Here is a 15254-nt window from a genome sequence, read left to right as displayed (position 1 = left end):
AAAGCGATGACAATCATTTTGGGTATTGACCCAGGTTCGCGGATCACAGGTTATGGTGTCATTCAATGTCAGGGTAGACAGCAAAGATACCTTGGTAGTGGTTGTATTCGCACCTCTGCAGATGATCTGCCCACTAGACTTAAACAAGTCTTTGATGGGGTCACTGAAATAATAAAGCAGTACCAACCCGATCAATTTGCTATTGAACGGGTTTTTATGGCAAAAAATGCTGATTCAGCCCTTAAATTGGGTCAAGCAAGAGGCGTAGCCATTGTCGCTGCAATGAATGCGGGTTTACCTGTTGCCGAATACAGTGCAACTCAAATTAAAAGTGCGGTTGTAGGAACTGGACGCGCGCAAAAAACACAAGTTCAGCATATGATCCAACAAATTTTTAAGTTGCCAGCAGCGCCCCAAGCGGATGCGGCAGATGCGTTGGGCGTTGCTGTTTGTCATAACCATACTTTTCAAAGTTTAATTGCAATGGGCGGAAAAGCCCAAAGCCGCACATATGGACGATATAAATGATAGGAAGATTAAGTGGACTTGTTGTTGAGAAACAAGCGCCTGAAATAGTGTTAGATGTTAATGGCGTGGGTTATGAGTTACAAGTGCCTATGACCAGCTTTTACGAGCTTCCGGAACTTAATCAAGTTGCAATGTTATACACTCATTTTGTGGTTCGTGAAGATGCGCAGTTACTATATGGTTTTATCACTAAACAAGAGCGTGCACTGTTTCGCTTATTAATAAAAACCAATGGTGTTGGTCCCAAGTTAGCTTTAACTATTTTATCTGGCATGACAGCATCTGAGTTTGTTAATTGTGTCGAAAGAGATGATATTGCTACTTTAGTTAAACTTCCCGGTGTCGGTAAGAAAACCGCAGAACGTTTAGTTATCGAAATGCGTGATAAATTGAAAAGCTTATTAGAAGCATCAGTAGGTTCTGAACGTGAATTTGCTCTACAAAGTAATTATAAGCCTGCAGCCATCGAAAATAATGCAGAAGAAGATGCCATTGCTGCGTTAATTGCTTTAGGTTACAAACCAGCACAAGCAAGTAAAGCTGTGCTAAGTGCTTATAGCGACGGAATGACAAGTGAGGTGTTAATTAAAGCCTCTCTAAAGTCAATGTTATAAAGAGGCCACAATGATAGAAGCGGATCGTTTAATCCAGCCACAAGAATTCGAGCAAGAAGTTCACATTGATAGAGCTATGCGGCCTAAAATGTTGGAGGATTACACAGGGCAGGATGATACTCGTGCCCAGTTAAAAGTGTTTATTGAGGCCGCGCTAAAGCGCGAAGAAGCACTTGATCACATGCTCATCTTTGGCCCTCCAGGACTCGGAAAAACCACATTAGCTATGATCGTTGCGAATGAAATGGGCGTCAATATCAAATCGACTTCTGGGCCGGTACTTGAAAAAGCAGGGGATTTAGCTGCTCTTCTAACAAACCTTGAACATGGTGACGTGTTATTTATAGATGAAATACACCGTTTGAGCCCTGTTGTCGAAGAAATCCTATACCCAGCAATGGAAGACTACCAATTAGATATCATGATTGGCGAAGGCCCTGCTGCAAGATCTATTAAACTTGATTTACCGCCTTTTACCTTGATTGGTGCAACTACCCGCGCGGGTGCGTTAACTTCACCATTACGCGCAAGGTTCGGTATTCCACTTCGTTTAGAGTTTTATAACGTCAAAGATCTGTGCACCATTGTCACCCGTTCTGCCAAGGTGATGGAGTTACCGATAGATGAAGCGGGGGCATATGAAATTGCAAAGCGCTCACGTGGTACACCACGGATTGCTAACCGCTTATTACGACGAGTGCGAGATTACGCCGAAGTAAAACATGATGGTTTTGTAACTGAAGAAGTCGCTCAAAAAGCATTAGATTTATTAGATGTTGATTTAGAGGGCTTTGATTACCTTGATAGAAAGTTATTATTAGCCATTATTGATAAGTTCATGGGCGGACCGGTAGGGTTAGATAACTTAGCGGCTGCAATTGGCGAAGACCGCGAAACTATCGAAGATGTGCTAGAGCCCTTTTTAATTCAACAAGGGTTTATTCAGCGTACACCAAGAGGGCGAATAGCGACTGACAGAGCATATCAACATTTTGATATAATCAAACCTGCAGAATAAATTGTTAATATTAAATCAAGACAATAAAATAGAAAAAGGAAAGCACAGGCTTTCCTTTTTTATTGCCCAAATAAAATGAATATCTATGCAATGAGCCGAGAACCAACTTATTAACATTTTCTTTTGTTTAAACTTTATAAAGTGAAATTCATAAATTCGATAAATGTTTATTTTTTGTTAGTTAACGCTTAATTGTTCTGTGAATGTAAAAAGTTATTACTTAATGTTCTTCATTCAATAGTGAGGAATAAAACAACTGCAGTAAAATAATCACCCTTTATTGTCGCCAATCAACTTGGTTAATAAACCTCCTTAATTTAGCAATTAGCTCTGAGTCACAGCAGGACTGAGTTTCAGTGTTTTTAATTGTGAATAATTTAAATTCTGAATGAAAACTGAAGATATTTGATTTAACCGAGTCAAGGTTCAAACTATTTATGTGATCTACGTCACACTTTCGCAATTAGGTAAGTTTTAAAAATGTTATTTGTGACCTAGGTAATAATTCTATTGCACAGGTGTTTTACTAGTTTATTCAACTGAAATATTAAACTAATAATGTTTTGAGATGTTCATCACCTATTTTGGTTTACATACTTGGCGCATATTTATTAACAAAAAATGGTTCAAAAGTTACAAGTTAGTGGTTTGACGAAATATCTCTGGTTATTCAGTATCTAGTCCAACGCAAATTTAAATATTTATTTAATTGCGTAAACAGAATAAGAAAAGATATCACCTGGGAGCAACAAATGATTAAAAAATCTAAAATATCAAACAGCATTAATGTGGCGTTATTAGCCTCAGTTTCTGCTGCTTCAGCAGTTTCAGTAAGCGCTTATGCTGAAGAAGAATCTGCAAACGTAGAAAGAATTGCAGTCACAGGCTCCCGTATTCAACGTCAAGACATGGAAACTGCTTCTCCAGTAACTGTAATTGATGCTGCTGCGATTCGTTCTGAAGGTTTCACTACAGTAGATGAGCTACTTCAAGCTCAAACATCAATGGCAGGTGCTGCAGTTGGTTCTAGTACCAATAATGGTTCAGACGGTGTAGCGCAAGTCGATTTACGTGGTATGGGTTCACAGCGTACTTTAGTACTGCTTAATGGCCGTCGTATGGTGAACTCTGGTTCTGGTGCTGATAGTGCTGTGGATTTAAACGCTATTCCAGTTGCTATGATTGCACGAGTAGAAATCCTTAAAGATGGTGCTTCAGCAGTATATGGCTCAGACGCTATTGCTGGTGTAGTGAACATTATCACTAAGAAAGATTTTGAAGGTTTTCAGGTAGACGTTCAAGGCGGTATGACTGACAAGAGTGACGGTGAAAACGGCGAAATCAGTGCTCTATACGGTTTTAATACTGAAGGTGGTAACTACACAATTGGTGCAGCTTACTCTGAGCGTAAAGGTGTTGTTCAATCAGACCGTGACTGGACAGATCCAGGCAATAGCTCATTCATCCCAGGTGGCTCTTTAGGCGGAATGGTTAAAGATGACAATGGTAACTGGGTTGATCGCGGCGAAGGATATGACTACACACAAGATAGTTTCTATCAAACGCCAAGTAAGCGTTACAGCTTATTTGCAAATATGACTCAAGAGTTGAGTGATGACTTAATATTTACGGGTGATATTCTTTATACCAAGCGTAAGTCTAATCAGCAATTAGCACCACAACCTGCCAATCTTACGCTTGATGTTTGTGAAGCAGGAGATGATCCAGCAACATGTTTCGAACTTGATCAAGATATGATTGATGCTGGTATTACTGCAGATGATAAAGGTCAAGTTAACTACAGAAAACGTATGAATGACGTTGGTCCACGTGTTTATACTCAAGATACTGATACGCTACGTGTATCTGCAGGCTTAGCCGGTTATGTTGATGTTAATACTGGTATGGATTGGGATATTTCATACACTTACGGTAAAAACAAAGCTAAAACAGCTGTTGAAAACTCGATTAATGCATCAATCATGACTGACGCAATTTATGCAGATCAAGACCCTTGGTTGACTGGTCAGCCAATGACAGACCAAGCGCTATTAGACAGCGTTGCTTACACTGAAGAAGCTGATGGCGGTAACGAGCAGCATGTCTTCTCTGCCGGTCTTACTGGTGAGTTGTTTGACTTAGATGCAGGTGCAGTTGCTTTCGCAATTGGTGCTGAATACCGTTACGAGAGTGGTTATTACAACCCAGATCCAATCGTAATTGCTGGTGACAGTACTGCTGCACAACAAGATCCAACGGATGGCGATTACAGCGTAATCTCAATCTTCCAAGAAGTTAGCGTACCGTTTACAGATAAATTAACCGGTGAATTTGCTCTTCGCTTTGATGATTACTCAACATTTGGTAACGCATCAACTTGGAAAATTGGCTTAACTTATGAAGCGACAGATGACTTAATGATTCGTACTGTAGCCGCTACTGGTTTCCGTGCTCCAAGTGTTAGTGAGCTATACGGCGGTAACTCAGGTTCGTTCGATTACCTAAATGATCCTTGGGGTAACGAGCAAGATCCACAAATTTTGGTTAATTACACATCTGATGAAGATCTTGAACCAGAAGAGTCAGAGTCTTACACAGCAGGTTTAGTTTACTCGCCTAGCTATGTTGATGGCATGTCGTTAACACTTGATTACTGGCGCTTTAAAGTTAAAAACGCGATTACACGTTTAGATACTCAAGCAGGTCTAGATGCATGTTACGGTGGCGACCAAGCAACTTGTGAATTATTCAACATCGGACCAAATGGTGATTTATCTAACCTAACTAACTCGTTAACGAACGTAGGTTACCAAGATACAAGCGGTATTGATTTTAACTTAGCTTATACTTTCGATGCGCTGAACTTAGATTGGACTATCAGCAACGATACGACTTACTTGTTGAACTTTGAACAAGATGGCATTGACTACACTAATACTATCGACGGTAACTTTGGCGCATACGCTCAAGTACGTAACAACTTTAGTATAAAAGCTGGTCAAGACGATTGGAGCGTAATGTACTTCAACCGTTATATCGGTGAAATGGATGACTTAAGTGCAGGCAATAAAGTAGATTCAATCCTTTATCACAACGTATCAGCTAGTTACTTTATCAACGATAGCTGGATGCTAAGCGCTGGTGTTAAGAACTTAACTGATGAAGAGCCATCAAGAGTTTCGAACGGCAGTGACGGTGGTACTGTACCAGAAGTTTACGACACAATCGGTCGTACTTACTTCGCTGGTGTAACAATGAAGTTCTAATCGAACTTTACAGAATCAAAAAAGCCAGCATTTGCTGGCTTTTTTATTGGTTGATGAACTAAACAATAATTATTAGCCCAATCCCTCACTCATTGCTTTCTTCTGTATCAGTTCAATTTTATAACCATCTGGATCTTCAACAAAAGCAATCTCAGTACTTCCGCCTGCAACAGGTCCTGGAGCACGGGTAACTTTACCGCCAGCTGCAGCAATCGCATCACAGCGTTGATAGATATCTTCTTCGCCAATGGCGAGATGACCAAATCCAGTACCTAAATCGTAATTTTCAGTGCCCCAGTTATAAGTTAACTCAATCACTGCTTGGCCAGTTGATTCTTCACCAAAACCGACAAATGCAAGGGTATATTGATATTCAGCATTTTCTGATTGTCTAAGTAATTTCATGCCCATGACTTGAGTATAAAACTCAATACTGCGCTCAAGGTTACCGACTCGGATCATAGTATGTAATAGTTGCGACATAGGGTGCTCTTTAGTTATTGATTGGGTATTTTTTGTAAGCATAACAAATTTCTATTGCAGTTAAAAAATTGATTTAGAATATTATTTTTTGTTGTTTAACATCACATAATCACGGTTAAAAGCTGTGAAATATATCCATATTAGCTAGAATTAACTTAAATTCATTTGGAGACAAGATAATGACAACAGAACTAAAAATGGCTCTAGGTACCTCAGTAGTAATCGCAATTTGTTTCAGTGCTTTTTTTGTATCGTTGTTTTAATAACCTTGACCAAATAGCCATAAAAAAACCGCTTAACGCGGTTTTTTTGTGTCTGAAATAAATTGATTCAATCTTCAGGGTAAACCTTGTCTTTGAATTCACACAAATCTTCTATCATACAGCTACCGCAACGCGGCTTTCTAGCGATGCAGGTATAGCGTCCATGTAAGATAAACCAATGATGAACATCAACTTTAAATTCAGCAGGGGTGACTTTAAGCATTTTTTCTTCAACTTGATCGACATTCTTGCCCATAGCAAACTTGGTTCGGTTCGCCATTCTGAAAATATGCGTATCAACGGCTATCGTCGGCCAGCCAAAGGCAGTATTGAGCACAACGTTAGCTGTTTTTCTGCCTACGCCGGGTAGGGCTTCTAATGCTTCACGATTTTCTGGCACTTCACCACCGTGTAAATCGATTAGCATTTTACAGGCTTTAATGACGTTAATCGCTTTGTTGTTATACAAGCCAATAGTTTTAATATAGGTTTTTAAGCCATCAACACCAAGGTCGTAAATTGATTGAGCGGTATTAGCAACTGGGAATAGTTTATCGGTTGCTTTGTTGACACTAACATCGGTTGCTTGCGCAGAAAGCGTTACCGCGACTAGCAATTCAAATGGGCTGGCAAAGTTAAGTTCTGTTTCAGGCTTAGGGTTATTATCTCTAAGCCTAGTCAGCATTTCATAGCGTTTTTGTTTATTCATTTTATTTATTCGTTATGTTGATATTTTAGTTGTTTAACCGACTTTAGTGATCCGCGCACGTGCAATAGCTTCTGGTGCTTGTTGAGGTTTCTTTTGCTCAATTTTACTATCTATAACGTTTTTAAGTGCGATCAATAATCCCATAGCGATAAACGCGCCAGGTGGCAACATTGCTAGCAAAAACGGTGTATCAACATTAAATACTTGAATGGTGAGGTTCGCTGCCCAGTCTCCCAGTAAGAGTTCAGCTCCATCAAATAAGGTTCCTTGGCCAAGTATTTCTCTCATACCGCCTAAAACAACCAAAATTGCCGTAAAGCCAACACCCATCATTAATCCATCAAATGCAGCACTGGTAACATTATTGCGAGACGCAAACGCTTCAGCGCGGCCGATAATGACGCAGTTTGTTACGATAAGTGGTAAGAAGATCCCTAAGGATAAGTAAAGGCCATAAGCATATGCGTTGATGAGTAACTGTACACAAGTCACTAGTGCGGCGATGATCATGACAAATACAGGGATGCGTATTTCTTTAGGAACAAATTCACGCACTAAAGAAACCAGCACATTGGAGCCTACAAGCACAATGAGTGTTGCGAGGCCTAAACCTAACGCATTAGTGACTGTAGCAGTAACAGCTAAAAGAGGGCAAAGCCCAAGTAGTTGTACAAGCCCAGGGTTATTTTTCCATAATCCTTGCCATGCAATTTCACGATAATTAGTCATTTTCACGTCCACAATGATTGACGGTGTTATAAAGTGATTCTCTATTAGCGCTGACAAAAGCGAGTGCATTGTTAATGGCGTTGACGTAAGCACGCGGTGTAATCGTTGCCCCAGTGAATTGATCTATGTCGCCACCATCTTTTTTAACTGCCATTGGCTTGCTATTTGGGTCGTACAATAAATTGCTAAAGCCTAATACCCAATCTGATTTACGAAGTTCAATTTTATCGCCAAGCCCTGGGGTTTCTTGATGAGTTAAGGTTCTAACACCTAATAACTCATTGTCATTATTAACACCTAAAATGATTTTAATATCACCGTTATAACCATCTGGTGCAATAGCTTCAATTGCAATCGCTATAGGTTCATTATTCATCTTAGCAATATAAACAGGCAACGCTTCATCAGAACCAAGGAACTCTTGATTGGTCACTAAAATACAATCTTCAGTTAACTCATTATCATGCAAATGATTAGGGATAATTTGTTCTAAGATACCTGCAAGTTGTTTACGTTGCTGGTCGATAATTCGATCTTCGGTAAAAAAATTCACTGAAGCGACCAAGCCTGTGCAACAGAGTGCGAACAGGGCAAGGATAAGGCCGTTTCGAGTAATAATATTGAACATGTTTAATCCTGTAGTTTAGCGGCTTAATTTCCCGCGCGATGACCATATGAACGAGGACGAATATAGTAATCGATAAATGGTGCACACATGTTGGCAAGTAACACTGCAAACGCTACGGCATCAGGGTAACCACCGTAAGTTCTAATCACGAAAACTAATACACCAATAATGGCACCGAACAAGAGTCTTCCACGTGTACTGGTCGCTGCAGTGACAGGATCAGTTGCAATAAAAAATGCGCACAACATTGTCCCGCCAGAAAATAGGTGCAGCATTGGGCTTGCGTGAGTGTCTGGGTTGAGTAAAAATCCGAAACCCGAACAAACGAATATTGCTAATAAAATACCAGTGCTAATGTGCCAACGTATGACGTTAAGTTTCAACATAATTAGGCCACCTGCAAGGTAGGCTAAATTGATCCAGAACCAACCAACACCAGTCATGCCATCAAATACATTACGCTGTAGACTTTCACTACTTGTCATACCCATTGATAAGTCTGTTTTAAAGGTATCAAGTGGCGTGGCCATCGTATGTCCATCAACGGCAATTCGAAAATGATCTAAGCCCGCACTGGTAAATTCAAAAATATGGGCAAAAGCTGCCACAATACCCACCTGATTCGCAGCTAATTCAGCAGGCGCTACCCAGTTAGTCATTTGCACTGGAAAGGATACGAGCAGTAATACATAAGCCGCCATGGCAGGGTTGAATATGTTATTACCTAATCCGCCATATAAGTGCTTAACAATCACCATCGCAAACCCGCAACCAATGACAGTCATCCACCAAGGGGTAAGTGGTGGGATTGCTATAGCTATTAATATCCCAGTAACCAATGCACTGTTATCAGATAAGGCATTTTTAATCGATTTATTACGAAGCTTCATTATTGCAGCTTCTGCCGATAAACAAGTTAATACAGCAATTAGGATTTGTACCAGAGTACCCATACCAAAAAAGTATACTTGAGCCAAAATGCCAGGAATTAAACATAATGCCACGCGTTGCATCACTTTATTAGTGTGCAATGTGGTACTTACATGGGGAGAGGATGCAATTTTAAATGCCATGATTATTCCTTTTCGCTCAACTTCTGTTTATTAGCCAGTTTTTTCGCTTTGGCTTTTGCAACCGCTGCAGCTATACGTGCTTTTTTATTATCTACTGGTTCGCTTACATTAGAAGGCGTAACAGGCAGGGCACTTGTTTCGGTTTGAGCTGGTGAAGTAAGCGCATCAGCCTTTGATCTGTTATCAGACTCAACATCAGTTTTATTTTCAGATTCAGCTGCTTTTTGCGCGAGCTTTTTCGCTTTAGCACGTGCGACAGCAGCGGCTATTTTAGCTTTCTTATCATCAAGCGGTTCGGATACATCAGACTCCGTACCTGTGCCTATTTCTGTATGAACTTGCACTTGTGAAGTTTGATCTTGAGATGATTGCACTGGCGAACTTTGTATATCCGTATCGGCAGCTGACTCAGCTTGTTTTTGAGCTAGTTTTTTCGCTTTAGCACGCGCTACAGCAGCGGCTATTTTAGCTTTCTTATCATCAAGCGGTTCGGATACATCAGAATCCGTATCTGTACCTATTTCTGACTGAGCTTGCACTTGTGGCGCTTGCTCTTGAGAAGACTGCTCTTCATAAGATAGCTCATCAGAAGATAGCACTTGCGAATTTGCTGCATCCGTATCGCTGGCGGATTCAGCTTGTTTTTGTGCAAGCTTTTTCGCTTTAGCACGTGCAACTGCTGCCGCGATTTTAGCTTTTTTGTCATCAACGGGTTCGTTTTGTGCTGATGCAGTATCATTCTCAGACAGCGTTGCTTTATTCTGAGCTAATTTTTTTGCTTTAGCTCGAGCTACAGCGGCTGCAATTTGCGCTTTTTTATCATTAACTGCAGGTAAATTATCAGTTGATGCATTTTCATCTGGAGTATTCGATGTTGTTGATTGATTGGCTAACTTCTTCGCCTTAGCTCGCTCAATGGCCGCTTTTACAGCTGCAGATTTATCTGTCGCTGGTTTGTCTTGTTTACTTTCTTGTTCTGCTGCTAACTTTTTAGCTGCGACGCGGGCCATGGCTTCAGCGACAGTATTCTTATTGCTACTAGCATTTGCCGCAGCTTTGCGTTTTTCTGCAGCTAAACGAGATTTCTCTTCTCGGGCAAGTTTTTCATCTTCTAAACGTTTGAGTCGTGCTTCGAAGCGAATTTTTGCTTGTTCAGCTTGTTGTTTTTCTTCAGCTTCATTTTTTAATGCCGACTTAGCAACGCGATAGTATTCCACTAATGGAATGTCACTTGGGCAAACAAAACTACAACAACCGCATTCAATGCAATCTTTTAAATTAAAGCTGGCTGCTTTGTCGTATTCTTCCGCTTTAGCATGCCAAAATAGTTGCTGTGGTAATAATAAAGCAGGGCAGACAACGGCGCATTCACCACAACGAATACAGGCTTTTTCTTCGACATCAGGTGCGATTTCGTTGGCACTTGGCGTCAGAATACAGTTAGTGCCTTTTAATACAGGCACATTATAATCAGGTAGCGCGTAACCCATCATAGGGCCACCAATAATCACTTTCTGATTAATATCTGCGTTAAAACCGACTTGCTGCAGCGCATATTCAACGCTAGTACCTATCGAAATCCAATAATTACCCGGTTGAGTAACTTGTTCACCCGTTAAAGTGACGAGTCGTTCGATAAGTGGTTTTCCATGTAAAACAGCATCTTGAATAGCATATGCAGTACCAACATTGTGCACCACCACACCTTGCTGAGCTGGAATACTGCCAGTTGGGACTTCTCGGCCGGTAATAATTTGTATTAATTGTTTCTCACCACCTGAAGGGTATTTTGTTGGTATAACGGTGATTTTGACAATGGAGGTTAAATCATCAAATCTTGCTAAACATTGCTGCATAGCAAGAGTCGCTTCTGGTTTATTATCTTCAATTGCAACAACAATACGTTGTGGTGTTAGCAACTGATTAATAATTTGAATACCCTTAAAAATCTCTAAAGCATTCTCACGCATTAATACATCATCAGATGTGATGTAAGGTTCACACTCAACACCATTGATAATAACTAAATCGATTTCACTCGCTGGGTTAAGCTTTATATGACTCGGAAAAGTTGCACCACCCATTCCAGCAATACCAGCTTGCTTAATTTTATCTAAAATTTGCTGATTTGATAATTCAACTAAAGCTGACTCTTGATAGTCAATTGTTTGATTAAGGCCGTCAGCTTCGATTATACAAGTAAGTGTTGGTAGCCCTGAAGCATGGTTACTTGACTGTAAGCTGATATCAATAACATGGCCGGAAACTGGGGAATGCACTGGTAAGTACATAAAACCTTCGCCATCGGTTAATTTTTGGCCCTGTTTTACCTGCTCGCCCACTTTAATGCTTAGCCGAGCGCAATCACCTACTTGTGGTAATGGAACGCGATATTGGCTAGCAGGCGTTAATCGCTTGGCTGTCGATTGATTTGAAAGTGATTTGAGTTGCGGCGGATGGATCCCTCCAGGAGAGTGCCATAACGTTCCTTTATCAATTTGTTCTAATAAAGTTAGCACTGAGAGTCCTCTTTTACAGCTTTATCTTCTTGCTTCATTCTGATGGTGACAGTTCTATCTTCTACGACTGTGACTGGAATACTCGCTAACTTCCAATCCCAATTTTTAAGATTTTGTTCAACGGGGATCATATCAATACAGTCAACAGGGCAAGGTTCGACGCATAAGTCACAACCTGTACAATCTTTGGCAATGACTGTGTGCATGAGTTTGCCCGCGCCTAAAATGGCATCGACAGGACAGGCTTGTATGCACTTTGTGCAGCCAATGCACTCATCTTCGCGGATGTAAGCCACTTTTTTTACGGCTTCTTGTGCAACTTCATTTAATGGTTCAGGGTCAACACCCATTAAGCCTGCAAGTTTTTCCATGGTAGCGGTGCCACCGGGAGGGCATTTATTAATGTTATCGCCATTTGCTATGGCTTCTGCGTAAGGCCTGCAACCTGGGTAGCCACATTGGCCACATTGTGTTTGAGGTAATAAGGCTTCGACCTGATCAATAATTGGGTTACCTTCAACTTTAAATTTAATTGAGGCGTAACCTAATATTAATCCGAAAATTAGTGCTAGAAGTGTCAGCACAACGACAGCAATTGCAATACTCGACATGACTATTTAACCAGCCCCGCAAATCCCATAAAGGCTAAAGACATTAAACCTGCAGTGATCATGGCAATAGCGCCGCCTTTAAACGGGAGTGGCACATCTGCAGCGGCTAAACGTTCTCGCATGGCAGAAAATAAAACCAGCACCAATGAAAAACCAACTGCAGCACCAAAGCCATATACAGCTGATTGAATAAAGTTATGATCTTCATTTACGTTTAGCAGGGCGACACCGAGTACCGCACAGTTGGTGGTAATTAGCGGTAAATAAATGCCTAAGGCGCGATGTAAAGATGCACTGGTTTTTTGGACTAACATTTCAGTAAACTGCACGACAACGGCAATGACTAAAATAAAGCTCATTGTGCGTAAATAAGTTAATCCAAATGGCTGTAGTAAAAACTCATTAGTTAGATAGCTTAAGATAGAGGCTAAAGTTAGTACAAATGTGGTAGCCATCGACATTCCGATGGCGGAGGCAAGTTTACTAGATACCCCCATAAAAGGGCACAAGCCAAGAAATTTTACTAAAACGAAATTGTTAACCAGTACGGTACCAATTAACAGTAAGAGATAGTCTGTCATTACTACACTTTTCTATTTGATATTAGCTCTATTATCTAAGGTTTAGGGTCGAGAAACAACGGATAAAAAAAAGGGTTATGTAAATATTAACCCTATTTTGGAAGATTGGTCTTACATTGATTATTTATTTATCAGTTTTAGCGATGATTTCTGGTCTAGCAATATAATATCCTTGCAAGCCATCAACTAACATTTTTTCTAATGTCAGTTTTTCATCTTGTCTTTCAACGCCAGTTGCGATGACTTTTATGCCAATGCGACGTGAAATATCAACAATCATTCTGACAAAGAATTTGTTGTTATTGTCTTGGTCAATACCGTCGCTATAACTGCTATCAAGTTTAATCACATCAGGCTTTACTTCTCGGAAAAATTTAAATGATGAAAAGCCTAAACCAAATTGCTGGATGGCAACTCTTGCTCCGACCTTATGCATTTCGTGAACAAAACGTCGACTAGCAGTGACATTTTGTTGCATACCCGATTCACTGACTTCGAACACAAGCCTTGCCGAGGTCGAACGATGGCTTGATAAAATATCTCTCAGCCAAGAAACAAATATTTCTTGTAGGGCAGAAGATGCACTGATATTGACGCCAAAATTACCGGTTAAACTTGGGTTTGCATTGAGTAACTGTAAGGTGTGAACCACGATCATTTTATCTAAATCGATATTCAAACCGTGACGTTCCGACATGGCAATAACGCTGGCTGTGGGTAAGTTTGAACCTTCAGTATTAAAAAATCGCGCATAAAGTTCGCGGTATACATCGACTTGATTGTTACAAGGCAATATCGGCTGTTGAAAGAACTTAAGACTTTTGCGATTAATTAATTCATTAATCGTTACTTTCCAGTGGTCATCACCTAATTGTTCGTTGCCGGTAAATTTTTCAAGAATATGGTAACGATTGAGTCCAGAAGTTTGCGCTATGCTCACTGCTGTGTCTGCCAAGGTTAACAGCGCATGAGTATCGCTATTACTTTCAAATGGCACCATGCCACTATGGGCAATGTTATCGGTTTCAACAGTTTGAGCATACTCATCGAAGTAGGCTTTTAATGTGACTAAAAATTGTTCGCCTTCTTTTACTGTAATGTCTTGGATAAACAGCGCAAAATCACTACTCGATACGCGATAATATTCACTCACACCTGATTTAGCTGCAGCGCGTCTTATACAAGATGCAATTTGACTTAAGTAATCATCACCCGCTTCACGGCCATGTAATTGATTGATGGTTGATAAATCTGCGGCTTTAATTATTGCAAGCACACCAAACTGTTTTTTGTCAGAGTTACTGATACTTTTCATATAATCATTAAAGCGACGGCGGGTAGAAAAGCCCGTAACAGGATCTTGATATGCCGCTTTTGCTAGTAAATCATTTTCTTTATGAAAATTACCAATGCTGGTTTTAAGCTCTATACGGCTTTTTTCAAGCGCGATACCAATGGGTTTTAAAGAACCTCTTAAACGAGATGTTTGAACGGCTTGGAAGGTTAGGTTCGGAATGTTGTCGATATAATCGCAAAGGTATTTTATGCCACGACGATGCAGCATCATTAATAAAGCAAAGCTAATCATGAGAATAAGGTAAGCAAAAATAACCAGGGTCGCGGCTTTTTCTAAATTGGCGAAACTTGCAGATATGACTGATTTAGTGCTGAGTCTGACTTGCAAGCGACCATTGGGTAATGACTTTGTATGACCTAATTGAATGCTGAAAATTTTGTCTTCAAATTCTGCATCACTTTTTGCCAATGTGCCGTAGGTATAGTTGAGATCACTGTCGCTTTCATGGATATATTGAAAAAACTGAAAGGTAAAATTTTGGGACAGGGTGTTGAATAGCGTTTCACCGTTTTCATCCCACTCAGTCATATTATCAATATGTGTGATGTAGTTTTGGATGGCTAATGCGCCTTGTTGCTGCATTTCTTTATTTTCCAGATCATAAATCCGGAAAAACAGTAGTCCAAAAATCACAAACAGTACTAATTGGAATGATTTCGATAAGCCCATGGATAGTCCATTTCCTGTAATAATCTGATGTCATCATACATTTATGTATAGCGGCAAAAAATTAAAAAGCTATAACAAATAAAGGAGTTAACACTAAGATTGTAGTGTAAATTTTAGGAAATTATAAAGGAATTTAAAAAAGATAGATATCAAGAAAGGGTATAATACTGACAAAGCGTCAAAATCTTGGCTCCCCGGACTGGACT

The 15254-nt window shown here is 40.1% G+C and carries 13 protein-coding genes; 4 read left to right on the top strand and 9 right to left on the bottom strand.

The window, feature by feature from the left end; all coding sequences use genetic code 11:
• Positions 1-6: 6 nt before the first annotated feature.
• The 4 genes from ruvC to BCU84_RS00050 all read left to right on the top strand — a co-directional run bounded on the left by ruvC (position 7) and on the right by BCU84_RS00050 (position 5426).
• Positions 7-528, top strand: coding sequence for a crossover junction endodeoxyribonuclease RuvC (gene ruvC / locus BCU84_RS00065; protein ID WP_102526060.1), 522 nt, complete (start codon positions 7-9; stop codon positions 526-528).
• A complete protein-coding gene (ruvA, locus tag BCU84_RS00060; protein ID WP_102526059.1) occupies positions 525-1142 on the top strand; it encodes a Holliday junction branch migration protein RuvA in 618 nt (205 codons plus the stop codon). Before ruvC ends, ruvA begins: the two co-directional genes overlap by 4 nt.
• A gap of 10 nt (positions 1143-1152) precedes the next feature.
• On the top strand, positions 1153-2160 hold the full coding sequence (gene ruvB / locus BCU84_RS00055) for a Holliday junction branch migration DNA helicase RuvB (RefSeq protein WP_102526058.1): 1008 nt from the start codon (positions 1153-1155) through the stop codon (positions 2158-2160).
• A 752-nt stretch (positions 2161-2912) separates the two neighbouring features.
• A complete protein-coding gene (locus BCU84_RS00050) occupies positions 2913-5426 on the top strand; it encodes a TonB-dependent receptor (protein ID WP_102526057.1) in 2514 nt (837 codons plus the stop codon).
• 72 nt (positions 5427-5498) lie between these two features.
• On the opposite strand, the gene gloA is transcribed toward BCU84_RS00050, so the two are convergent.
• The 9 genes from gloA to BCU84_RS00005 all read right to left on the bottom strand — a co-directional run bounded on the left by gloA (position 5499) and on the right by BCU84_RS00005 (position 15048).
• Positions 5499-5909, bottom strand: a complete 411-nt coding sequence (gene gloA / locus BCU84_RS00045) for a lactoylglutathione lyase (protein WP_102526056.1) — start codon at positions 5907-5909, stop codon at positions 5499-5501.
• A 330-nt stretch (positions 5910-6239) separates the two neighbouring features.
• Positions 6240-6881: an endonuclease III gene (nth, locus tag BCU84_RS00040; protein WP_102526055.1), complete on the bottom strand. Its 642-nt coding sequence runs from the start codon at positions 6879-6881 to the stop codon at positions 6240-6242.
• Between the two features lie 33 nt (positions 6882-6914).
• Entirely contained in the window at positions 6915-7610 is a 696-nt protein-coding gene (locus BCU84_RS00035) for an electron transport complex subunit E (RefSeq protein ID WP_102526054.1), read from the bottom strand.
• Complete coding sequence (rsxG, locus tag BCU84_RS00030; protein WP_102526053.1) at positions 7603-8238, bottom strand: electron transport complex subunit RsxG; 636 nt, start codon at positions 8236-8238, stop codon at positions 7603-7605. Before rsxG ends, BCU84_RS00035 begins: the two co-directional genes overlap by 8 nt.
• 23 nt (positions 8239-8261) lie before the next feature.
• Positions 8262-9311: an electron transport complex subunit RsxD gene (gene rsxD / locus BCU84_RS00025; protein ID WP_102526052.1), complete on the bottom strand. Its 1050-nt coding sequence runs from the start codon at positions 9309-9311 to the stop codon at positions 8262-8264.
• A gap of 2 nt (positions 9312-9313) precedes the next feature.
• Positions 9314-11830, bottom strand: coding sequence for an electron transport complex subunit RsxC (rsxC, locus tag BCU84_RS00020; RefSeq protein ID WP_102526051.1), 2517 nt, complete (start codon positions 11828-11830; stop codon positions 9314-9316).
• Entirely contained in the window at positions 11824-12441 is a 618-nt protein-coding gene (gene rsxB / locus BCU84_RS00015) for an electron transport complex subunit RsxB (RefSeq protein ID WP_102526050.1), read from the bottom strand. The genes rsxC and rsxB overlap by 7 nt, the downstream gene beginning before the upstream one ends.
• Positions 12442-12443: 2 nt before the next feature.
• Positions 12444-13022: an electron transport complex subunit RsxA gene (gene rsxA, locus BCU84_RS00010; protein ID WP_102526049.1), complete on the bottom strand. Its 579-nt coding sequence runs from the start codon at positions 13020-13022 to the stop codon at positions 12444-12446.
• A gap of 124 nt (positions 13023-13146) precedes the next feature.
• A complete protein-coding gene (locus BCU84_RS00005) occupies positions 13147-15048 on the bottom strand; it encodes a GGDEF domain-containing protein (RefSeq protein ID WP_102526048.1) in 1902 nt (633 codons plus the stop codon).
• Positions 15049-15254 lie beyond the last annotated feature (206 nt).

Source organism: Shewanella sp. 10N.286.51.B7, assembly GCF_002873615.1.
GTDB classification, from domain to species: Bacteria; Pseudomonadota; Gammaproteobacteria; order Enterobacterales; family Shewanellaceae; genus Shewanella; species Shewanella electrodiphila.
Note: the sequence above shows the minus strand (reverse complement) of the source record. Positions and strands in the feature narration are given on the sequence as shown.

What these genes read in the sequence shown, in the direction of transcription:
- rsxG (WP_102526053.1), bottom strand. Translation starts at nt 8,238, where the DNA reads ATGTTCAATATTATTACTCGAAACGGCCTTATCCTTGCCCTGTTCGCA.
- BCU84_RS00035 (WP_102526054.1), bottom strand. Translation starts at nt 7,610, where the DNA reads ATGACTAATTATCGTGAAATTGCATGGCAAGGATTATGGAAAAATAAC.
- ruvB (WP_102526058.1), top strand. Translation starts at nt 1,153, where the DNA reads ATGATAGAAGCGGATCGTTTAATCCAGCCACAAGAATTCGAGCAAGAA.
- rsxD (WP_102526052.1), bottom strand. Translation starts at nt 9,311, where the DNA reads ATGGCATTTAAAATTGCATCCTCTCCCCATGTAAGTACCACATTGCAC.
- ruvC (WP_102526060.1), top strand. Translation starts at nt 7, where the DNA reads ATGACAATCATTTTGGGTATTGACCCAGGTTCGCGGATCACAGGTTAT.
- rsxB (WP_102526050.1), bottom strand. Translation starts at nt 12,441, where the DNA reads ATGTCGAGTATTGCAATTGCTGTCGTTGTGCTGACACTTCTAGCACTA.
- ruvA (WP_102526059.1), top strand. Translation starts at nt 525, where the DNA reads ATGATAGGAAGATTAAGTGGACTTGTTGTTGAGAAACAAGCGCCTGAA.
- nth (WP_102526055.1), bottom strand. Translation starts at nt 6,881, where the DNA reads ATGAATAAACAAAAACGCTATGAAATGCTGACTAGGCTTAGAGATAAT.
- gloA (WP_102526056.1), bottom strand. Translation starts at nt 5,909, where the DNA reads ATGTCGCAACTATTACATACTATGATCCGAGTCGGTAACCTTGAGCGC.
- BCU84_RS00005 (WP_102526048.1), bottom strand. Translation starts at nt 15,048, where the DNA reads ATGGGCTTATCGAAATCATTCCAATTAGTACTGTTTGTGATTTTTGGA.
- BCU84_RS00050 (WP_102526057.1), top strand. Translation starts at nt 2,913, where the DNA reads ATGATTAAAAAATCTAAAATATCAAACAGCATTAATGTGGCGTTATTA.
- rsxA (WP_102526049.1), bottom strand. Translation starts at nt 13,022, where the DNA reads ATGACAGACTATCTCTTACTGTTAATTGGTACCGTACTGGTTAACAAT.